The sequence below is a fragment of the Sphingobacterium sp. UBA6317 genome, from assembly GCF_002440385.1.
GTDB lineage: Bacteria > Bacteroidota > Bacteroidia > Sphingobacteriales > Sphingobacteriaceae > Sphingobacterium > Sphingobacterium multivorum.
The window spans coordinates 1-22454 of sequence record NZ_DJTD01000008.1; the positions used below are offsets into that span (position 1 = coordinate 1).

At 39.1% G+C, this 22454-nt stretch carries 20 protein-coding genes; 5 read left to right on the forward strand and 15 right to left on the reverse strand.

The genetic code is table 11. From position 1 onward, the window contains the following. Window positions 1-39 precede the first annotated feature (39 nt). From B3E92_RS01750 to B3E92_RS01760, 3 genes are all read right to left on the reverse strand, one after another. Window positions 40-1188, reverse strand: a complete 1149-nt coding sequence (locus tag B3E92_RS01750; RefSeq protein ID WP_286895101.1) for an efflux RND transporter periplasmic adaptor subunit — start codon at window positions 1186-1188, stop codon at window positions 40-42. A gap of 2 nt (window positions 1189-1190) precedes the next feature. Then, entirely contained in the window at window positions 1191-5534 is a 4344-nt protein-coding gene (locus B3E92_RS01755; protein WP_286895102.1) for a CusA/CzcA family heavy metal efflux RND transporter, read from the reverse strand. Window positions 5535-5706: 172 nt separating this feature from the next. Further along, entirely contained in the window at window positions 5707-6102 is a 396-nt protein-coding gene (locus B3E92_RS01760; RefSeq protein ID WP_046675112.1) for a hypothetical protein, read from the reverse strand. A gap of 224 nt (window positions 6103-6326) precedes the next feature. Between B3E92_RS01760 and B3E92_RS01765 the strand changes: the two genes are divergently transcribed. Next, on the forward strand, window positions 6327-6707 hold the full coding sequence (locus tag B3E92_RS01765) for a YidH family protein (RefSeq protein WP_046675113.1): 381 nt from the start codon (window positions 6327-6329) through the stop codon (window positions 6705-6707). Between the two features lie 99 nt (window positions 6708-6806). On the opposite strand, the gene B3E92_RS01770 is transcribed toward B3E92_RS01765, so the two are convergent. From B3E92_RS01770 to B3E92_RS01795, 6 genes are all read right to left on the reverse strand, one after another. Continuing rightward, window positions 6807-7988 (reverse strand): MFS transporter, encoded by a 1182-nt coding sequence (locus B3E92_RS01770; protein WP_286895103.1) that lies wholly within the window; start codon window positions 7986-7988, stop codon window positions 6807-6809. 218 nt (window positions 7989-8206) lie between these two features. Next, on the reverse strand, window positions 8207-9283 hold the full coding sequence (locus B3E92_RS01775; protein WP_286767065.1) for a DKNYY domain-containing protein: 1077 nt from the start codon (window positions 9281-9283) through the stop codon (window positions 8207-8209). Between the two features lie 31 nt (window positions 9284-9314). Further along, window positions 9315-9692, reverse strand: coding sequence for a nuclear transport factor 2 family protein (locus B3E92_RS01780; protein WP_083296000.1), 378 nt, complete (start codon window positions 9690-9692; stop codon window positions 9315-9317). A 179-nt stretch (window positions 9693-9871) separates the two neighbouring features. After that, window positions 9872-10672, reverse strand: coding sequence for a 3-keto-disaccharide hydrolase (locus B3E92_RS01785; RefSeq protein ID WP_286895104.1), 801 nt, complete (start codon window positions 10670-10672; stop codon window positions 9872-9874). Window positions 10673-10758: 86 nt separating this feature from the next. Next, on the reverse strand, window positions 10759-11121 hold the full coding sequence (locus B3E92_RS01790) for a VOC family protein (protein WP_286895105.1): 363 nt from the start codon (window positions 11119-11121) through the stop codon (window positions 10759-10761). 5 nt (window positions 11122-11126) lie between these two features. Then, window positions 11127-11330, reverse strand: a complete 204-nt coding sequence (locus B3E92_RS01795) for a hypothetical protein (protein ID WP_046675125.1) — start codon at window positions 11328-11330, stop codon at window positions 11127-11129. A 194-nt stretch (window positions 11331-11524) separates the two neighbouring features. On the opposite strand from B3E92_RS01795, the gene B3E92_RS01800 reads away from it, so the two are divergent. Continuing rightward, window positions 11525-13543 (forward strand): recombinase, encoded by a 2019-nt coding sequence (locus tag B3E92_RS01800; RefSeq protein ID WP_070566846.1) that lies wholly within the window; start codon window positions 11525-11527, stop codon window positions 13541-13543. Between the two features lie 92 nt (window positions 13544-13635). Here the strand turns inward: B3E92_RS01800 and B3E92_RS01805 are convergent, their stop codons facing one another. Both B3E92_RS01805 and B3E92_RS01810 read right to left on the reverse strand, forming a co-directional pair. Beyond that, the gene (locus B3E92_RS01805) at window positions 13636-13902 is read right to left on the reverse strand and encodes a hypothetical protein (RefSeq protein ID WP_286895106.1); all 267 of its coding nucleotides are present in this window, start codon (window positions 13900-13902) and stop codon (window positions 13636-13638) included. A gap of 61 nt (window positions 13903-13963) precedes the next feature. Further along, the gene (locus B3E92_RS01810; protein WP_286895107.1) at window positions 13964-14872 is read right to left on the reverse strand and encodes a diacylglycerol/lipid kinase family protein; all 909 of its coding nucleotides are present in this window, start codon (window positions 14870-14872) and stop codon (window positions 13964-13966) included. 51 nt (window positions 14873-14923) lie between these two features. Between B3E92_RS01810 and surE the strand changes: the two genes are divergently transcribed. Beyond that, window positions 14924-15658 carry a 5'/3'-nucleotidase SurE gene (surE, locus tag B3E92_RS01815; protein WP_070566840.1) on the forward strand — a complete coding sequence of 245 codons (735 nt, stop codon included), beginning with the start codon at window positions 14924-14926 and terminating at the stop codon, window positions 15656-15658. Between the two features lie 70 nt (window positions 15659-15728). Here surE and B3E92_RS01820 read toward each other — a convergent pair whose 3' ends face one another. Continuing rightward, complete coding sequence (locus tag B3E92_RS01820; RefSeq protein ID WP_112375884.1) at window positions 15729-16925, reverse strand: GAF domain-containing sensor histidine kinase; 1197 nt, start codon at window positions 16923-16925, stop codon at window positions 15729-15731. A gap of 38 nt (window positions 16926-16963) precedes the next feature. Beyond that, window positions 16964-17143 carry a lmo0937 family membrane protein gene (locus tag B3E92_RS24325; RefSeq protein ID WP_112375885.1) on the reverse strand — a complete coding sequence of 60 codons (180 nt, stop codon included), beginning with the start codon at window positions 17141-17143 and terminating at the stop codon, window positions 16964-16966. A 238-nt stretch (window positions 17144-17381) separates the two neighbouring features. Here B3E92_RS24325 and B3E92_RS01825 point away from each other — a divergent pair, with 238 nt between their 5' ends. Further along, a complete protein-coding gene (locus B3E92_RS01825; RefSeq protein WP_112375886.1) occupies window positions 17382-17723 on the forward strand; it encodes a DUF4377 domain-containing protein in 342 nt (113 codons plus the stop codon). A gap of 210 nt (window positions 17724-17933) precedes the next feature. Here B3E92_RS01825 and B3E92_RS01830 read toward each other — a convergent pair whose 3' ends face one another. Continuing rightward, a complete protein-coding gene (locus B3E92_RS01830) occupies window positions 17934-18572 on the reverse strand; it encodes an isochorismatase family protein (protein WP_112375887.1) in 639 nt (212 codons plus the stop codon). Between the two features lie 514 nt (window positions 18573-19086). Between B3E92_RS01830 and B3E92_RS01835 the strand changes: the two genes are divergently transcribed. Continuing rightward, window positions 19087-21333, forward strand: a complete 2247-nt coding sequence (locus B3E92_RS01835; protein ID WP_286895108.1) for a TonB-dependent receptor — start codon at window positions 19087-19089, stop codon at window positions 21331-21333. 259 nt (window positions 21334-21592) lie between these two features. On the opposite strand, the gene B3E92_RS01840 is transcribed toward B3E92_RS01835, so the two are convergent. Further along, window positions 21593-22405 (reverse strand): helix-turn-helix domain-containing protein, encoded by an 813-nt coding sequence (locus tag B3E92_RS01840; RefSeq protein WP_286895109.1) that lies wholly within the window; start codon window positions 22403-22405, stop codon window positions 21593-21595. Between the last annotated feature and the right edge of the window lie 49 nt (window positions 22406-22454).

Here is a 22454-nt window from a genome sequence, read left to right on the forward strand (position 1 = left end):
GCCTTTTTGAGACAGCCTCTTTCTCCAATGACGTATGTTTTATTCTTCTGATGTGTTCTTTAGTTGCATTAGGAGCGTGTAGGCATTTTTGCTAACGATTTTCTTCCCTTCAAAATCGCGGTAATTCAATACCTTCACTAGTCCTTTTTGAGGCTCCTCAACTGCTATTTCCGCCAGGCGATAATCGCTGTTTCCTTCCGATATGAATACATAATTTTTTCCTTCAAAGTCTACGATACTTTCTTCAGGCAGAGCGTGCCCCAACGTAGCCGTTGTTTGTATTTCAGCATTCATGTATACACCAGGTATCATATTCTGATCATATTTGTCCAAATGACAATGCACATCTGTCATGCCGGAGGGATCGACATCTTTGCCGATCAAATGGATTTTTCCATTGTACTTTTTACTTGGGTTAGCATTGGAGTACGCCAATAGAAGCTGTCCAGGGCGAAGCTGTTCAAGATCCTTTTCATAGACTTTGAGGTTCAGATGGATATCCGTTGGATTGATCAATTCGAAGAGGATATCTGAAGGATTCACATATTTCCCGATGTTGACATTAACCTTGCTCACATAGCCATCTATAGTGCTGTATACGGGAGCACTTTTTCGAATATTTTCAGCAGAAACTGTACTGGGCTGAATATGTATGAGCTCTAGCTGTTTTGCAATGGCATTCATTATAATCTGTTGACTGTTCATTTCGGCCTGAGCTTGCTGCATTACTTTATCGCTACTCGCCTGATTCTGGTTGAGTTCCTTTTGACGTCTGAAGTCAAGCTGGGCAAAATGTAACTTTGATTGGGCCGAGAGATAATCTTGCTGAAGCTGCACAAACTGTGGATTTTCCACAACTGCTATAACATCTCCTTTTGAAACCTTCATACCAGGAAGCAGCTTGGTACTTTTTAAGTATCCTCCTAAAGGAATACTTACCGACACGAAGTTTTGAGGCGGAACATCTATTTTTCCATTGACTTTTAAGATGTTGGTTATCGGTTCGTCCGCAAGCGTTACTATTTCTAAATGCACATTTCGCAACTGGGCATCTGTTAGGGAAACCAGGTTTTCGTCTTTTGGGCCTGGTGGCGTGGAGGCTGCACTTTCCGTATTTCGATGGCAGGAAATACAGAGTACAGCCAACACATAAACCATATAGTGGGATAAAAGATTTTTCGTTTTCATTTTTATCGATTTATCATAATGTAATGAAGCAGAATGGCATTTTCATTGAGCTGCCACAACGCATCCGTATAATTACTTTTCAGTAGGATTGCTTGGTTGACCAAAGTGACAAATTCGAGATAATCTATGGCGCCGTTTGAGAATTTTTTCTGTACGGTTTCAAAGACGATTTCAGCATTCTTGAGTCCTTCGGTTTCATATTGATCGACAATATCAAGACTGGTCTGATAGCGTTGAGAAAGCTCTTGTACTCTTTTTTTAAGCTCAAATTGTGCATTTTGCAATTCGTCGCTGGCGATGGTTTCCGCTAGACGTGCAGTCTCGATCCGAGCTCTCTGTCCTTTGGAAAATAACGGTACGGCAACACCTAACTGTACAGAATGGAATCGCGGACTTGCGTCGTAGGTCCTGTTATCTGGACCGGTACCTTTAAAACTATTTAGATTATAGCCTAATAGCAACTCGGGGAGCAATTTAGATTTTTCAACCCTTGTTGCTTGTTCCGAGACTATTTTTTCTTGTTCCAATACCTTGAGCAAAGGATGATCGGTTATTGATAACTGACGAAATTCGATCTTTTCCATAGAACTTAGGGTGTAGGTCTCTTCCGTATTTAGCAGCCACTGGAATTGCAATTGAAGTACCTTTATCTCATCACGTACCTGTCTTAATTGGATCGTGATAGCTGCTTTTTGATTCTTCGCGGTTACACTTTCAAGGGCATCACTTTCACCTGCTTTTTGACGTAGAATGGTTTTGTCGAGAAAGCTGCTATACAATGACAGTGCTTTAGTCAAAAGCTGTTCCTTTTGTTGCCAATACAGTATGTTGTAATAGGTAAGACTGACAGCCTTTTTAAGCTCAAACTCTTTGAGAGAGACTTGTAGTTGACTTCTTTTCCATTCTTCGGTATAGCGGGCCCGTTGCCTTTTGTAGACCGCAGGAAAACCAAAACGTTGACTGATACTGACCTTTGTATCCTGATAGGCGCTATTGATCTGGCCATAATCCAAACTGATATCCATCTGCGGAATATCGGCAGTGGATGACCCTATTAGCGCTTTGGCATAGGCAGCTCTTAGTTTTTCAATTTTTATGTTATGGTTGTTTTGGAGAGCGAGTTCAATAGATTGATCCAAAGTAACAACAGTCTGTGCTGTTGAATTGTTTGTTGTTAAAAAAATAAATGCAATCAAAAGAGGTGCAACATGTCGTCCTTTTAATTTATTGAGTTTAAATCCCCGTTCTATAGTTACATAAAGCAAAGGGAGAACGAATAATGTTAATAACGTTGCTATAAGCAGGCCACCAATGACAACAGTTGCCAATGGGCGTTGTACCTCAGCTCCAGCGCCATTGCTCAGTGCCATGGGGATAAAGCCCAGTGAGGCAACCGATGCGGTCATCAAAACGGGGCGCAAACGATTTTCTCCGCCATCGACAACAATGCGTACAATATTGCGGATGCCACTTTTTTGAAGCCTGTTAAATTCGGAGATCAATACGATACCATTGAGGACAGCCACGCCAAATAAGGCTATAAATCCAACCCCGGCACTGATACTAAAAGGCATTCCCCTTAGTGCCAACAGGAAAACCCCACCTATAATCGATAATGGGATAGCACTATAGATCAATAAACTTTCTTTAACAGATTTAAACGCAAGGAATAGAAGTATAAAGATTAAGGCTAAAGCAATAGGGACAGCAATCAGGAGGCGTTGTTTGGCATTATTGAGATTTTCAAAAGAACCGCCATATTTGATGGAGTATCCTGTTGGAAGTTTGATTTCCTTATCAATTTTAGCTTGTAGTTCATGGACGATACTTTGTACGTCGCGGTCTTTGATATTAAATCCGACGACAATCCGGCGTTGTGCGTTTTCACGTTGGATCTGATTTGGCCCTTGCTCAATGGCCACACGTGCCAATTGGGAAAGTGGAATTTGGTTGCCCGTAGGCGTGGGGATTAAAAGGTTACGGATATCGGTAATATTCTTTCGGTCCTTGGCGGCTAGGCGGACGACCATGTCAAAGCGTTTCTCTCCTTCGAATACCAGACCTGTACTCTGTCCAGCAAAAGCAGCATTTATGGTTCTATTTACGTCAGTAATGGAGAGTCGATGCTGGGCGATCATTGGACGGTTATAGGTTATGACGACTTGTGGAAGTCCGCCAATAGGTTCGACGTAGAGATTTTGGGCTCCTTGGACCGTTTCAATGATTTTACCTATTTGCTGTGCATGTAAGGCCAGAGAATCGAGGTTGTCTCCAAATATTTTGAGGACAACATCCTGCCGCGCCCCCGTCATCAGTTCGTTGAACCGCATTTGGACGGGGTACTGAAAGCCGGCCGTAATACCGGGTACATCCGTCAAGGCCATACTCATTTTTGAAGCAAGTTCTGGAAATGTATGGGCCGAAGACCATTCTTTTTTGTCTTTTAGGATAACCATCATGTCTGATGCTTCCATTGGCATAGGATCGGTTGGCACCTCGCCGCTGCCAATTTTGGTGACTACTTTTTCGACCTCAGGAAATCTGCTTTTCAGAATATGGGCAGCCTTTTGAGTGCTTTCAATTGTCGTAGTCAGGTTACTGCCCGGAAGAACCCGCGTGTCGACTGCAAAATCTCCTTCTTCAAGTGAAGGAATAAATTCCCCGCCGAGGTGACTTAGTGTAACTACGGCAAGTATAAAAAGCGAGATAACCAATGCAAGAATAGTCTTTGGAAGTCGGAGTACTTTGAGTAATACATGGACATAAAATTTTTCAAGTCTTTTCATCAGCCGATCCGAAAGAGAAGGTTTGCTATTTCTCGCACGAAGTAATATTGAACTCATCATCGGTATATAGGTGAGCGATAAAAGGAACGCGCCTAATAAAGCAAATGCAACTGTTTCGGCCATGGGTTTGAACATTTTACCTTCGATTCCTTCCAATGTTAAGATGGGGAGGTAAACGATCAGGATAATGATCTGTCCAAAAACAGCACTGTTCATCATACGACCGGCTGATTCTGTCACCATATCATCCATTTCAGAAGCGGGCACCTTGAGCAATTCTTTGAATCGTTGCTGCTGCATAAGCTGATGCAGCACAGACTCGACAATAATGACAGCCCCATCAATGATTAATCCGAAATCGAGTGCACCGAGACTCATCAGGTTACCACTCACTCCAAAGAGGTTCATCATGCAGATTGCAAATAGCATGGCTAAGGGAATGACGGAGGCCACGAGCAATCCAGCCCGTATATTGCCTAGGAAGAGTACTAGTACAAAGACGACAATTAATGCTCCTTCCAAGAGATTTGTCTGCACCGTACTGATGGCATTATTGACCATTTTGGTACGATCAAGAAAAGGTTCAATAAGGACACCTTTAGGCAATGTTTTTCGGATTTCCTCTACTTTGGCCTTTACATCTGCAATGACTTGGCTGCTATTGGCGCCTTTTAGCATCATCACGACGGCTCCAGCAACTTCACCATTGTCGTTGTAGGTCATCGCGCCATAGCGGGTTGCATAGCCAGGTTGTACTTGAGCAATGTCCCGAATGAAAATCGGTAGGTCGTTTTGCTTACCCGCAATCGCAATATTTTGGATGTCGTCAATGTTGCCGACCAGTCCTTCGCTTCGGATATAAAGGACTGTTGGTCCTTTCTCAATGTATGCGCCGCCGGTGTTTTGGTTATTGGCATTTAGTGCGTCAAAGACATCGTTGATTGTAATCCCATAGGCATTGAGTCTGTCAGGGCTGACAGCGATCTCATATTGTTTCAGCTTTCCTCCGAAACTACTGACTTCAGCTACGCCTTTGACGCCTAGCAGCTGCCTTCTGACAATCCAATCTTGGATAGTACGCAGTTCGGTTACATTATACTTGTGCTCGTATCCCGGCTGGGGTCGAACGACATATTGATAAATTTCTCCAAGACCTGTAGAAATAGGGCCCAGCTGGGGAGAACCTATGCCTGGAGGAATTTCTTGCTGTACCTGTTGCAGACGTTCAGCGACTTGTTGCCGGGCCCAATAGACATCAATGTTGTCATCGAAGACAATGGTTACAAGGGATAGCCCAAATCGCGAAAAACTCCGGATTTCCTGTAATCCAGAAATATTACTGTTGGCCTGTTCGATTGGAAAGGTGATTAATCGTTCAATATCCGTTGCACCAAAAGAAGGGGCAATAGTGATGACCTGCACCTGATTGTTGGTAATATCAGGTACAGCATCAATAGGAAGTTTGGTCACCTGATATGTGCCTATCCCGATTAATGCCAACATCAGTAGTGCTACAATGAGTTTGTTCTTTACAGAGAACTCAATGATTTTCGTAAGCATAATAAATAGATTCTGTTAAATCGTAAAATAATAGCGGAAGACTTCAGCCAAGCGTAGAATCGCAGCGATAAAAAAGGATGCAATTGTGACATGACAAAACTTAAACTTTTACTGACGTGAAAGTTATGGTCGGGTGGAAGTCTTCAACCGAAATAATAAGAAGTATGATGTATTAACAGAATTTGGGCGGCTGCCAAATGGAAGTTATGAATGTATCCTCTATAAACTGATCATTCCAAACAGCGGTATTGTTATTTTTTTCGGGTAAGGATCTATTTTTAATTTTGATAGCAGCAATTTGGGGGCACACAAAAACAGCGTTGTATGAGGTTGTATGCATCATAAAAGGAAGTTTTTGATCTTTCTCATAGTCATCGTCATGTGGGTGATTCTCTAGGTGGTACCCACTGTAGTGTACGTTCAGAAAATCGACGACAGAGAGGCTTGGATTTTTTACTTTGTGCTCAAAATAATGCTCAATCAACAACGGAAATCTCAATAATTGTGAAATTTCGGTTGCCGACGCGATGTAAATCGTCAAGAAGCATATAGCCAGCAGCTTTTTCATCCTAAACAAAGCTATAAAAAATATCATTAAAATATTAATCAAACTTTTCAACGTTCTGCAGCGTTTTATTGAAAAACAAACAAAATGATTGCTGAACCTTAAAAAATTGACTAACCTGTGAACGATATGTGCTAAAGCATAGTCACAGCCATAACAGGTTGCTTAAGGCTAAGTATAAATTTTACAATTCTTTTAACGTATTTGTTGATCAAAATTTATTTCGAATGACTAAAAATACCCCCCAAAAGGTAAATGACCATCTTGCTAATGAACGAACTTTCCTTGCTTGGATCCGGACGAGCCTAGGGATTATGGGATTCGGTTTTGTAGTTGTTAAATTTTCATTATTTATTCGTCAGATTGAGCTCATTTTAAAAAAAGATGTAGTTGCAGGCTCACAGCATGAACATTCTGGCGCTGTTGGCGTTTCCATTGTAGTCATAGGTGCATTGACAGTTATTGTCGCTTTCTTTAAATATCGTAAAACGAACAAACAAATTGAAGCGGAAAACTTTACTCAAACTTCAAATAGCATCACGATTGTGGCTGTGTTAATTTTTGTCATAGGTATTATTCTGAGCTGGTATCTTATCGATGGTCTTTAAGGAGAAAGCGTTAGATCTAGTTCGCGCTGGAATGATTATTCACGCTAACTAGATCTAAATTGACCGTGCATTCGCTATTTACGATACGGGCAAAATATATTATTGCGATGTACACTGCGCGACCGTTATTTGCTTTATTGCGCTACGTTTTTCTAGAAACTGTCGTAGGGCGATCATCAAAAAAGCAAGAAAACCAAAGCCCATCGTAAGCCATGGCGAAAATTCTACACCTTTCGAAACGATAATCCAGCCACCTACGGTAGTTCCCAAGGTTACCCCAAGATTGCCAAATGAAGTCGCTAGACTATTGGCAAATTCTAGCGCCTCGGGTGCAGAGGAAATCATATAGGTAGATGCGTTTAAGAAGCTAGGAGAATAAAGAAATCCCCACAAGGCAATCGTACAAACCGTGGCGAATAGATTGCCATCGGAAAAATACAGTAGTAAGGGGATAATAAGTGTACCCGATAAGAAAAAGGCCGTGGTAAACGTAATATTTCGGTTGAGCATTTTCCCTGCAACCCAGTTAGCAATGACTCCGATAATACCAAATACAAATAACATATAACTAACCATGGTACTGTCCATATTCTTTGCTTTGTTTAAATACTCGGCTAAGTAACTATAGGTAGAAAACCAAGCTGATACCATAAAGAAATTCATGGCGGTGCTGACCAAAAAGATGGGCTTGGTTAATATTTTCATTTGACTTCCATAGGTTTTTTTTTCTTTCACGGGCAACGGAGGAATGGTAAGATAGATCGCTAATAGCGCGATTATACTGACAACTGCCTGTATTGTGAAAGAATATGTCCAAGAAGAAAGACTGGCAATGTAGGTGGCGAAGGGGACGGTTGTTACCATGGCTATCGCAACACCACTGAAAACAATACTCATAAGTTCATTTTCATTTTGTTTCCCCCCTTTTAAAATGGCGACAGACAATGCTGTTGCAATATAGACAGGTTGGAGAAAGGCCGGAAGAATTCTTACAATAAGCAGTAACCAAAAAGGAGGGGATAATGAAGAGACAATCGCTGTGACTAAGAAAATAGCGATGGCAGTTAACATGACTTTCTTGCGGTCGAATCCCGAAGCCAGTAATGTCATAAATGGCCCAGTTATCGCAATGATCAAAGCAAAAGCACTCAATAAATAACCTGCTTTATCGATACTGATATGATAATGATCGGCTAGTTGCGGTAAGATGCCAATAATGCCAAACTCTGTTGTGATTACTGCGAGAAAACCCAAAGCGCCTATATATGCGTATTTTTTCATAAATAAAAACTGTTGTGTATGATTAATTATACGAGCAAATGTAAAGGCAAATACTTGCTTCTGGGTGTCAAGCAGCTATTTGTGTGTTACTAACAAATTTGTAAGTAATGGAAAAAGAAATTGTTATATTGGTCGGATTGTGGCGAACCCAAGGAAGGAAGAGAATGTTGTTTGATGTATAGCGCTTAATGTCTGACTAATTGCTTCCATGATGGATTTTATACCTTTTTTCCTGTAAGGCTACTAAACTTATTGCCAAGTTTGTCCTTATAAAAATCGCCTTCCTTCTTAAAGCTTCTTGCATCTACTTCTTCAAGCAACTGGTTTTTATAAAACACATTTTTTGTGTCTTTTCCAAAATCATTGCCCAAGGGTATAAATGTTTTTACATCGGCACCTGGGATTATTTCCTGATTATAGAACACGTGACTTTTGTCTTTTGAATAGGAGTTGCTTCCGTAAGAGTCAATTTCTTCATCAATAGGATATAATTTAAAAGAGGGGGCATCAACATGCGCATATTTAAAATCTTTTCCTCTGAATAGGATAGTTTTATTGTCGATATTGATATGGTCCTGATCAAGCACACGAATTTTGTGAATGGTGTTAAATGGCCTCTTTACAACAGCTAACCCCTGTTGAAATGGCGGATAATAAATCGTGTCATAAATTTTTATGTAATATTTGTTAATCGCTTCAACGTTTCCAGTATTGGCTAAAATTGCCTTAAAAGTACCGATATTAGGTGAAATATATACGGAGTCTTTATCCTTTAGAAAGTAATCGTTGATGAACGAAAAGGTGTTCCTGTCGACTTTTATGGGATCATTCGAATAGAAGTAATGATCCTTGTCGCGTGCCCAGTTTATATGACCCGCAACCGGCTCATATGTCTTCGGATCTGCGCCTTCGATAATATGGAAGCCCAGGACCTGATCGATATAATAAACGTGAAAACGATCTTTTGGAATCTGCTGGTCAACATAAAAGGAACTTTTGTCTACAAGTTTTTGGGGCATCCCACGAAAATAGACCGCATTTTTATCTTTGGCGATATCTTCTGACAGGACTTCAAACGATTTGGCATCAGCCTGCATTTGTGAAATACCCAAGCTAAACCAATTTCCATTCTGACAATAAGCGATCTGCCCTTTCGAATCAATAAAATAGGAACCCGATTTTTGTTTATTGACGGGTTGGCCAATATTTCGACAAGAGATAAGAAAACAAGAAAAAATACAAGCTACAAAAAAAGCACGTTTTTTAATTTTTGTAATGCAGACAAGTGCTAACATATTCTTTTTTTAATTAGTTATTACCAATTATTTATGAGGGTAATTGCATAAAACTTGCCCCAATAACCTTTAATGAGTTGTCAATGCGTTTCCAGGTTCTAAAATACCGGAATTTTCCTTCGAGTGGTGCCCCCATAACCTGACCTTTGGCCGTCATCGTAACGACTGAAAGTGCGGTATCTCCCACGAGCTTGATCGCATTGATTTCTGTTGCGGCTTGTTCAATAACCATTGCCTTTGACCTATGCGCATTTAGATCCATTTCTTTTGTTAGCATTTGGCCGTCTGGCGCAATTGCTACCAGACTATCGTACAGAAGGAGGTCAAGAGCATCTACATCACTTGCTAGCTGAGCCGCAAAAAGCTGGTTCTCAGCTTCGATAATATCTTCTTTTGTTATTTTGTCCATAGTTAAATCTGATGTTACCATCTTTGTTTTAAGTGTTTATTATTTTAAAAATACTAAATCATTGTTGAGCTTTCGCCATTAGACAATTTCTTTTTTGCGCGCTATGCACCACGAGAACAGTAACTGTTTAAGTTCCTTATGACAATTTGAGATTATTAATTACACCTTCTTTTAGCTCCTTATTTATTTGGTGTAGGCAGCTCCTTAATCCATATATTCTTAAAATCTACGGGTTGACCTTCACTCTGTAAAGCGATAAATCCGCTGCAGAGCAACTTACCGTCGATCTTCATTTTGGGGTCATACCCATTGGCCGTTCCACCTCCAATCTGAGGTTTTGAATATTCTAGTACGGTATCTCCGTTAATGATGTGTTTGATTAACGAATCTCCCAATACAATCAATTCCCCTTTAACCCATTGATCACCATCATAGGTCTTCGAAGTAGAATTTAAACAATGTGAGGAAGCTATTTTGCCCTGATAGACCACATTGGTTCCAGGGGAACACATATTTCCTGTAGGACGGGGTTGACCATCGCTCAATCCTCCTAAAAGTTGCATTTCGACAGAAATAGGCCAGTCCTGTTCCTTCAACATTGTTCTGGGGTCCTGCGAATGAAACATCACGCCGCTGTTACGAAGCGTATAGGAGGGGGCACCTTTATGGAGCGCGCCTACAAATCGATATTCAAACTTTAAATGATAATAAGAAAAGGGTGTTTTATAATATAAATGGCCAAATTGATCATTAAAATCATCATACTGATCATATCTGACCTTAATTATTCCATCTTCGACTCTAAACGTATTTCCGTAGTTCACACCGACATCATGATGATGAATTTTAACAAACCAATCATTGATGTCTTTTCCGTCAAATAATGATTTCCAGCCAGTATTATCTCCCTGGCTTTTCATTCCTGCGCATCCTGCAAAAATAAGGCCGGTAGCTAATATGGAGTAAAGGATTCTTCGCATAACATTGATGTTTGGTTTAAAATTGGATAGCAAGATACGATATATTACACTAAACTACACATTGCTTCAGCGGGTACCTCCGAACTTTACACTTTATTTGATTTGGAATAATCTGTTATTCCAAGTTTGTTTCCGGATGGATCGTTAAATTCAACTGCTAAACCTGTCATGATCTCAAATGGCTCGCTTAAAAATACGATCCCTTTTTCCTTAAGCCGTTCATATGTTGTCTTGACATCGGCAACGGTAAACCAAATCGTCGGTTTGGTATGTTGTAATGTACTAAGAATGATTGCAGGTTCATTGTCACCTATCTTGAAAGCCGTCATTCCCTTATCCGAAAAATCGAATTTAGTTTCTAGGCCAAGTAGATTTCCATAAAATTCCTTTGCCTTCTCGAGATTTTCTACGGGTAGAAAGAAATTGTCGTAATCCAATATTAAACTCATTTTGTTCAGGATTTAATTTGCGATAGGTCAATACCAAATGCCGTCAATTGAGATGCTCCAAATTCAGTAATATAGAAATTTTTATCACTAGGATCTGCTTTTGCTAACCAGCCTTTTACAATCAGAGCCTCTAGTAAAAGTTGGCCGAGTTTTCCGCCGATATGTTCGTAACATAATTTTGCAGGCTTCATTTTATTGTTATTTTTCATTTTCGTCTCTTATATCAAGTTAATCGTTGATTTATAATTTCTTACCTGTAAAAGTATAAAACTTCAAGTGGAAGCTAAATGACCAAAATCATTGATTCAAGTGGCTATTTGACACAATTCAGCGAGCCAATCTTTGTGAGTAGGAAAACAAAATGTATGCAAATTTGGTATCTAGAGTAGGGATTTTATAATTTATGAGAAAAGAACAGGATAAAGAGCAGCAGGTAAAAAGTTTGTTTGGACGATTTAAAGGTGAATTAAGGGATCCTGCTTATGTAAACGTTGATTTTTTGGTTTTACTCGTGGACATCATCCGGCCAAAGCATGTTCATGTACTTTATCAGGTTGATATTCAATTTTTATTGGGCTTTCTTACAGCAGCACCCGAAGAACTCCAATGTTTTCAACTTTATCTCAAAAGAGTCTTGGCTGAAAAAGATTTTGATCAATTGATTTCTGATACCGGTATAATTAGTTACGCAGATTTTTTTTATGAACTAAAAAAAAGAATCACCGAGCGGTATTTGCCTTTTCAACCACCTAAGTCTACTTTACAATATCTGTTAAATCAGGTTTTTTACAAACCTGGGGATGCGGACTGGGTTGCCGCGATTCCGCAACATCAGTTCGATGAGCTGTTTCGTGTATGTCAATTTGAAACGATTTACGATGACAAAACGGGTTTTGGAATGACCGAAATATTGTATGGGTTGGAACTGTTGGTTCAACGTATTACCGGGCGTGCAATGGAAACAGACGTAAACAAGATGGTACCCGAGTTTCAAAATTTTGATAGCCCATTTATTGCTATTATGCGGGAGTTTACCGAATTGAATGATCGTATTTTACAATCAGAATATAAGTTTATTTCCTCGGATGATCTTTCTTATAAACAAATCTTGGTACTTCATAAGCAATGCGAATCGTATATTGAAACGGCTTTCGATAATTCACATCGTTTTGGAATTTCCATCAAAGTGAATCAATCGCTCTTACGTATGCGGCAACAACTGGAAAGGATCCGAGAAATCTTGTCGTTTTTAGTCATCGATCATGCAGATGAAAAGAGGCAAAAGACGATTGCGCTGGGCACTACACTTATTGGTTATAATTCCCGGAAAAGCAATATTCGCAAATTGGTTGGACAGAGTACACAGCTCTTGGCCTACGAAATTACGCATCATACTGCGCAGACCGGTGAGCATTATATTACCTCAAGTAAACAGGAATATTGGAAAATGTTCCGTTCAGCCTGTGGAGGAGGCCTCATTGTCGGCGTTATGTGCATCGTTAAATTATTGTTAGGTAAGATACACAGCAGTGAATTTGGTCATGCATTTCTTTACAGCATGAATTATGCGATTGGCTTTACGTTTATTTATCTTCTTGGTGCAACTTTGGCAACCAAACAGCCTGCGATGACAGCTTCTGCATTGGTGAACGCTATTGAGCAAGGGATTTCCGAACAGGGGGACAGCAAACATCGTTATTGGAAATTTGCTGAATTGTTTGCCCGATTATTTCGGTCTCAGTTTATTGCCTTTATTGGTAATGTTGTGATGGCTTTTCCGATGAGCCTTTTTCTTGTCTGGGTAATTCAACAATTGTTTCAGGTCAATATTGCGAGCGCCAAGTGGTTACATCTGGTCAATGATCTTAATCCAATAAAAACACCGCTGATCTTGCATGCGTCTATCGCCGGTATTTTTCTATTTCTTTCCGGGATTATTGCCGGCAGTATTTCAAACCGAGACAAACACAACTCTGTGTACTACCGCATTCAAGAACATCCCCTATTGAAAAAAATATTCGGCCAGGCAAAAACAAACAAACTAGCTTCGTTTTATGAAAAAAAATGGGCTGGTATCGTATCCAATATTTGGTTTGGGATCTTTATGGGAACGACAGCTTCCGTTGGACTTTTTTTAGGTTTAAATCTAGATATAAGGCACATTACATTCGCCAGTGGGAATCTGGCATTGGGACTATTTGGTCATGGGATGGAGCTATCTACTGATATATGGATTTGGGGCATTTTAGGGATTGGTATCATAGGATTCTTTAATTTTATGGTCAGCTTTTCCCTTTCCTTACTGTTAGCGTTTCGCTCGAGGAACCTTCCATCAAAAGAATTGATTAAAATGGGAAAGGCGGTTTGGATCTATTTCAAAATAAATCCAAAACTATTTTTCTTTCCACCACAAAAAAATTAAAAATGGGAAGCTTCTTCCAGTGTTAGCTGAGCAATCTTGCTATTTTAAGGTCGGCGCAACACCTATACAGCTAGCAGAAGATGTGGCCCTATCTAGACATTGATATCACCCGAAAGATCAGGTTTATCTTCATCATCTTTTTCTTTCTGCTCGGCTTGCGCTTCCTCCCTGTCATGGGTACGATCATCTTTAATACCCGATTGATTGGTATTGGGATCTCTATCTTCTTTGGAAGTGCCCTCTTGTTGAGCTTCGGATAAGTCTGGGCTTGGCTCCCGTGGATTTGGGTTTGGAATGGCTGCGATGATAAGAACAAGCATGCCAACATGCGTTTCTTTGGTGTTTTTAGATCTGTTCATTTTAACGAGTTTTTTAAAAAAGAACATTTTTTGATCCATTATCGTTGGTTCAAATCATATTTTATTTATTGCCAGTGACAATTTCAACTATACCTTCGAGCGAGGTAAGCTTCAATTGTTGGCCGAAGTAACTCTTGTGCTCATCATCGATGTGTATTTCGTTGCCTTCCCATTCCATCGCCAATCGACTAGCCCGGATAGGTTTTATTTTAAATTCGACGTTGGTTCCATTCAATAGTCCATCGATATAGCTAATAAGTTCCTGGCGTTGATCGGCAGTGACAATGATGATATCAAATTGTCCATCTCCAGGGTCAGCGTCAGCAGCAAGAACTAGCCGCGGTCCCATACTTGATATATTCATGATCTCAACAAGTATGCAATCTTTTTTATAATTATTTCCAGCCACTGTGAGTCTTAGTGTGGTAGCTCGGAATGTTTCTACCAGTTTGCGAAGCTGCCTTAGTGCGGTTTTGATTTCATCTTCTGCGCTCAGCTCTTCTGTATTTTTTTTATCCATTTTCTTCATCAGTAAAGGAAATACACCAAAGCCAATGGATTCAATAAAATACAACGGCTTTCTTTCTAGCCCCATAACCATTCCTACATCGAATTTTTTAAGTTGGCAATTTTTCCAGAGATCGATAGCTTTTTCAATGTTCAAAGGAATACCAAGAGAAATAGCAATATTGTTTGCAGTGCCTTGTGGGAGTATGGCGATTGGCCTTTTAAATCGTAGTTTTTTTTCCAATAGCGCCATAATTACCATTCTTATAGTCCCATCACCGCCAGCAAGGGCAATGATGTCTGTCTGCGGGTCGATTTTTTTGACAGCATCTTTTTTGGTTACTACAATGCAATTGTGGCCAAGATCTTCAATCAATTGGCATAGTTCATCTTTGTCTCCTTTTGAGTCATCCCCAGCAGCAGGATTATGTACTAACCTTATGTTTTTGCCATGTTCTTTCATAAAAGCTGAACAAAGCCTGCTTGAGATTGGTTTTCATAGAAAAGGACAGTTATGAATATACTTATTACCAATGATGATGGCATTTATTCACCGGGGATTGCGGCACTGGCAAATGCAGCAAAGGAGTTTGGGACGGTAAAGATTGTTGCGCCCGATGTGGAGCAATCTTCTATGGGACATGCTATTACGCATTCCCGGCCCTTAAGCTACCGACGTGCACCGATAACTTTTGAGGATATTGAAGCGTTTAGGGTAAATGGCACTCCAGCAGACTGTGTGGCGTTGGGTCTACATATGTTTCCCGATACGCAGGTTGTACTTTCGGGTATTAACATGGGACCAAATTTAGGCAATTCCATGTGGCATTCCGGAACTTTGGCTGCGGCAAAGCAGGCGACACTGCTCGGTATTACCGGTATAGCATTGAGCACACCCGTAGGAAAGACCGAGCCGGATTTTGAAGGATTGTATCCGTGGACAACCGATGTGCTGAAGATTTTACTGAAAAATAAAGGCCCTGCTCTCTATAATGTGAATTTTCCAGCCAACCCGGAGGGGCTTTCCTGGACAAGACAATCAGTACGTTTATATGATGGCCGTGTGGTGCCCGGAGAGGATCCTATGGGAAGGAAAAACTATTGGATCACAGTGGTGCCATTAGAACCTGCTGAAAAAGGTACTGATCGCTGGGCAGTAGAACACAATTTGGTTTCTATTACGCCTTTACGTCTTGATCTTACTGCACATGATGAACTTGCAGCAAGGGAGACAGGCGAACATAAATAATAGGTAGTAATAAAAGAAAATACGATGGTAACAGCCGAAAATTTAATACGAAATCTTGGTTTATACTTTACTATTGAACAACTGTAGTTGAATCTATTGGGATCATCAGGTTAAAAGTTATTTTATTGTCCTTTAAATTTACGGCTATTTTTCCCTTATGAATTTTTACTATTTCACTCACAATAAACAATCCTAATCCGAGCCCATTACTATTGACTCCTTTTACAAAAGGTTTAAATAGATCTTTAAGATCCGAATATTGAGGATAGGAGACCTCATTTGTAACACTAAAAATGAAATTTTCTTTTTGAATGAATGCATTTATTTCGATATTTTGAAAAGGATTACCATGTTTTATCGCATTTCCAATTAAATTAGTGAATGCACGCCCCATTTTCTGATGATCACAAGGTACATCAACTGGAAGGTTGATGTTGGCAATTAGTGCTCTGTTATGTAATACTTCAAATTCAGATAAAATTTGCTTGATCAATGCATCCATGCGATAATGATCATTAATTCTAATTAGCTTGTCTTGAAGACGGATACTACTGAAATCTAAAATATCATCTATCACTCCTTTGACGCGTGATGAAGCCTCTTGTATTTTCTTTATTAAGTTTTTTTGGCTTTCATCTTTAATGTTTTCGCCAAGATATTGTGATATCACTTTTACGATGCTGACGGGATTATTTAAGTCGTGAGCCAAGGACGATAAAACAAGTTCTCTGTTTTTGGAATAATTAAGTTCCTGCTCCAATTTTTTCCTCGTATTTCTACGTTCAATAATGGTTTTGAAATCTATTGCAATCAAATCACTGCAAACAGGTAGCAGCGTCTCTAATTTAATTGGGTCGAAGTGTACTGGTTCAGCGTTCATGAAACTCAAGTGCCCAACAATAGAATTATTTTTGTTAATAATTGGGTAAGAGATATAGCTTTTTAAACCGAATTCGTGAAGAACTTGTGTCCATTCGTCGACAGAACACTGCTCGGTATCATCAATGTAAATAGGGGAGAAACCTTTCCTTATTTCCTGATATATTTTAACGTAGTGTTCACTATTTTTATTGACGATCTTCTGAGAATGATAATCGTAAACACACCAATTTCCCCATTTCCGGCCATCTTTCTTGCGTATCATGCCATATCTCATTTTCGTGTGGCCACATAAAGCCTCCAAAATTCTTTGACAGGAGTCGAAGTCGCTCTTCTGTTTATGCATATCGTACCATTGATTTTGATTTAATTGGCTTGGGATCGTCATCTTTATTGCCGGTCGATTGGTTTATTAATAGCTTTGATTTACTGTTGAGGTTGATGCACCTTAGAGTTGTTAAAACCCTTAATTGCACGAAATATAAACACTATCATCGCAAAAAATAAAAGTATATGAATAAAATCTTCAGTTATGAATCCGCCTAAAAAAGTGACCGCCCACATGATCACCATACCGATACCTGCCAAATATAATAGATCTTCCATATTAAATACGATTGTTTATTGAAGAACAATATTATCAGCGAATCGTTTCGTAATTTTATAACGCGATAGGAAAAACTACTAAAAAGAAGCTGTGTTAAGTGAACTCAAACGCTTTAAGAAGAATCATCAGGTTTGAAGATATTGAATATTGTTGTTATAAGCAATACTGATGCGCGTAAAATAGGTATAGTAAAGAATATATATAATGGTTATATTAGTTATTATTAAAATTTCTTTTATGAAACGTATAAACCAATTACTCAAGGGGCTTCTTGCCGTCTTCATTTTATTCTTTTTTATCCAGTGTAGCAAAAATTCTGCTGAAAGCAATGAGAAAATAATGATTGTGGGACCGCAGTTGGTTGATTGCGAAGGTGTAAGCCCAATGAAGTGCATGCAGGTTAAGGCGAAAGAATCAGATAACTGGGAATATTTTTATGGAAATATCCAGGGATTTAACTACGAATCAGGATATGAATATGTGATCAAAGTAAAGGTCGAAGAGGTCAGAAATCCTCCTGCTGATGGTTCATCTCAGCAATATACACTGATAACTCAAGTGTCAAAAACAAAAAAGTAATTTGATTATATACTAAGAAAGTCCCTTTTTGAGAGATTGGGACTTTTTTATTTTCTTATCCAGACTGCCAAACGGAAAAGACCTTTATTCCTTTAGGAAAAGGGTAAAAGTGATGAAAACGGATGATACGCTTTTTTTAAACGGAAGGTAATCTACGGAATAAGCTTATGTAAAAGCGATCCCGCAGATGGTTAAACAAAATAAAAATACTTATTTGCTTTCTAGTGCGACTTCCTGTGCTTTATAATAGCTTTCTATTAAAGCTTGATAATTAGGCATCACCAAGGAAAGTGCATGTGCATATTTCGCAGCGTCCGTATGTTTCCAACTTTTTAATATTTCACTAATTACAGCTGTGGTCGTAATGGGAATAACGCCTGCCAACTGTAATCGAGAAATTGTTACTTGTGTTGATAATGGACTCATATCGCCTGAAGCATCAATGACCGCAAAAACTTCATAACCTTCCGAAATTGCTGAAATGGCAGGAAACGCCACACAAACACTTGTTAATACACCTGCAATAACCAATTTTTTCTTACCAGTAGCTTTAACAGCTTCAACAAATGCAGGAGTGTCCCATGCATTTACTTCACCAGTACGTCCGACATATTGTGCATGTGGGGCATTTTCGTGGATTTCTGGCATCAATGGACCATTCGGACCCTTTGGTTCTGAAGCAGTTGTAATAACAGGAATGTTTTCAATAGCGGCGACCTGTGAAAGAGCGACTACATTACTTCTCAATGTAGGTACTTCAATATCTTTTACTGTCTGGAATAGACCACTTTGGTGATCGATCAATAAAAACGCTACATCGTCCGCGTTGATTCTTGTTGTAAGTGCCATGACTTTAAGATTTAAAATGTTAATACTAATTTTTTATAATGTCAATGGTTCCGGTATTCATGAAATCTGACCTAGAGGAACCTGTTTTCTTTTGTTTGATAAAGTTAGGGACTGTTGAAGCAGCAAAAAATGGAGTACAACAAGCATAAAACATAATGTACATTAAGATTTATTGCTGCTATTATCATTCTGCATCCTAATGGAATAATCGATGTAGTTATTCGATCGCTTATTATTCTAAATTTTTAGCTTTAAGTATTTCCCAACTTTACTATATTTGCCGCTAATAATAATTAGTCTAAATAGTAATTATGTCTTTTTGCAAAGCAGTATTTTCAGGATAGCAAGGTTTGGAAATAGAAGGACATCAATATGCAGACAGGGCAAATGATTTTTTAAACACCTTAAATACGTGAAAAAAACAACAAGATCTTGGTTTATTACCCAGAAGACAATATTGGCTAGTAGTCTATTGGTTTTAAGTTTTTCTATAATTCCAGCAATAAGTTTTTCCATGGAAAAACCGATGACTGTTAAGAAAAATGGTCATGGTCAAGAACCAAGGATAATTAAGGGCAAAGTGAAAAATTCCGTGGGGAAAGGTTTGTCCAATGTGTATATCAATATTGACGGGATAAATAGTACCAAGACTGATAATGAGGGGAATTTTATTTTTTCAAAGATTCCTAAAGGAATTCACTCCATGACCGTAAAGCATATTGGTTTTCAAGAAATCAGATCGCAGATCGCACTGGAAGGGGAAATTCTGGAGCTTCCGGACTTTGTCATGGAACAAACAAGTAATCATTTGAATGAAGTTGTCGTGACGGCGAGCAGATTGGCTGAAAGCATCGACGAAGTACCATCGTCAATTACCTATATCGGAGGTAAGACCTTAGAAGATCAGCGTCTGATAAATGACAACTTACCCAATATCCTAATGCAGAAAGTGCCAAGTATCTCTCCAAGTGAGGAAAGCCAAAACAACTTCATCGCTAAAATACGTGGTCGGAATTTTTTGGTACTTATCGATGGGATTCCTCAATCTACTCCTTTAAGAAATGGCGGAAGAGATATGAAGACGATTGATGCTAGCGCAATTGACCATATCGAAGTCATCAACGGTGCCTCTGCAATGTATGGAAATGGTGCCGCCGGTGGTATAATTAATTACATTACAAAGAAGCCAAAGATAGACAAGAGTTTTCATTCGTCAACCTCTTTAAATAATTCCCTAAGCTTGGTCAAACCAAGTGAAACATATGGGTATAATTTGGCACAAGTATTTTCGGGATCGCAAAACAAGTTTGATTATGTCGTGCAAGGAAAGATTGCGCGAACCGGCGTGGTCCGCAGCTCTGATGGCACCATTGTAAGTCCATTTTATGGTCTGGGCGAGACAAAAAGTTATAATACCTTGGCGAAGATCGGTTATCAGATTAACGATAATCATCGCATTGAATTGATGGGTAACTATTATAGAAGTGTTCAGGATAGTAAATACGTCGGCACTAAGGGGGAGTTTGGAAGTAAACCCGCTATTGGGATCCCTTCAGATACAGTGATTAATGGCGGAACACCTTACAATAAAGCTTTTCATGTAAAGTATGATGGCAACTTTGGTCGGACTTCAGCAAATATGAGTCTGTATTATGAAGATATGAACACGGTATTTGAAACCTACAACCAAACCTATTCAGATCATAAGGGAGCTAGACTAAATTTCAGTACGCCCTTTGATCTATCCAACAACAATAAAGTAACCTTAATTTATGGAGTAGATCTTTTAAAAGATCACACGGTTCAAAAAACGTTGAGCGATGAATTAGTGACACCCGATATGAACATGAAAAGTGGGGCTTTATATCTTCAAAGTAAATTTAATCTCGCCGATTACTGGATAGTGAAAGGTGGTGTGCGGTACGAAAACTTGGATTTTAAGGTAGGGGATCTGACAAAAGCAGGGAAAGTCACTCCGGGAGACAAGAGCAATTCAAATGCATTTGTATTCAATTTGGCAGGAAGGTATAATAAATTGAAATACCTACAGCCCTTTGCTTCATTTTCGCAAGGATATTCTATCGGCGATGTGGGGCTTGTATTGCGAAATGGAGTACCTTTGAGTCAAATCGATCCGAAGCCAGTAGTTGTCAATAACGTTGAGTTGGGTCTAAACGGGACCTATTCTATGTTGAGCTACCAATTGACAGGGTATTATAGCTCCTCCAAAAAAGGCAGTACGTTCGCAGAAACGTCAACACCTGGTAATTATGAATTGATTCAAGTGCCGCAACGTATTTACGGTTTGGAGTTTGTTGTCGATATTACTCCTGTTGACTGGTTCAAGTTTGGTACTATACTCGGGTACATGGATGGTAGGCAAGATTTGAAAAATGAGGGAAAGTATAAGGATAAATTGGACAACTCCATTATTTCGCCTTTTAAAATAAATATTAATGCCGATTTCAAATTGACAGATCGGTGGAACGTCTATCTCCAATATTTACATTTGGGTAAACGCGATGTTTTTCAACCTTCTGAATATAATTATGGCAAATACCCGATTTCGGGCTATGGGCTGATGGATTTCCAAACGCGCTATAAATTAAAGAATCTAGCTTTCATTTTTTCAGTTAATAATATCCTAAATAATGATTACTTCCCGCTGCACGCGGAGGTGAGAGGAGCCACCAATGAAGGCCGTTATTATGTAAAAGGAAGCGGGACAATAGCAAATTTAGGTATTCAATTGGATCTGTAATTATTTATCGTAATTTCTATATTGCAACTGGAATAAAATTCATAAAATAGAATTGATTCGAAGGTATTATAAGCTGCTCCCATTAGACGTATAAGAGTTGGATTCATCTGTGCTAGCTGATATATATGAGTTTTCAGTCTGCACGATGATAGGTGGCCTTTGAGATAAGCTTGCGCTCGCTATGATTTGTATTCAACGTTTTCAAATGCTTAATATGTATCCGGAATGAAATTCGCTATTAGACCTATTCAACATTTTTTCAAAGTCCCGATGCTAGCAGATCGGTAGGCGTGTAACCAAAATGCTTTTTAAACGCATAGGAGAAATGTGAAAGATTTTCGAATCCTACCGCGTAACAAACTTCGATTGGTTTCATTCTTTTTTCAACAAATTGATAGTGTGCTAGCTCCAATCGTTTTTTTGTTAACCATCGCTGCGGTGCGAGGTTGAAAATCTTGCTAAAATCCCTTTTGAAGGTGGTTAAACTTCGTCCTGTCAGATAACCGAATTTTTCCAGCGATAAATTGAACATAAAGTTCTTTTCCATATAGCCTGCCAGGTCAATTTTGCCGGGTTCTTCAAAGTTAGCCAAAATAGGATCTATTTCTTTATCTATCGCCCGGAGGATACTGATTGCTTCCGTGATTTTCAGGGAGGCAATGTTCTCGGGCAGTTTCTGTAGTTCAAAATCAGGAATCAATGAGGAAAGACAGCTTTCCAGTAAAGGATGATTGTTAAAGCTGTATATCTTTTCCGATTTTCGAGCAGAAGGCTCTATGGTCAGATTTGCATAGAAATTTTTTAGCTTCTCACTCGTTAAGTGCATCACGACCGTTTTGTGAGGCTGTCCATCTTTTGGGTAGTTGATAATTGTTGCTAACTGATTTCTTGGAATTAGAAAAATATCACCTTTTTTAAACACGTAAGTAGCATCGGCTTGTACAATTTTTGTTTCGCCGGAAATAAACCAGATTAACATATGGCACTCGAAACTGATATCCGATTTGAAAAACTTATCCTCATAACAGGATAGCTTAATATCATCTGTTATATATTTTGCTTTATACTCCATGATTCGAATTTTCTGTTCGGCTTTAAAGGCATTGTGATGACATAAATAT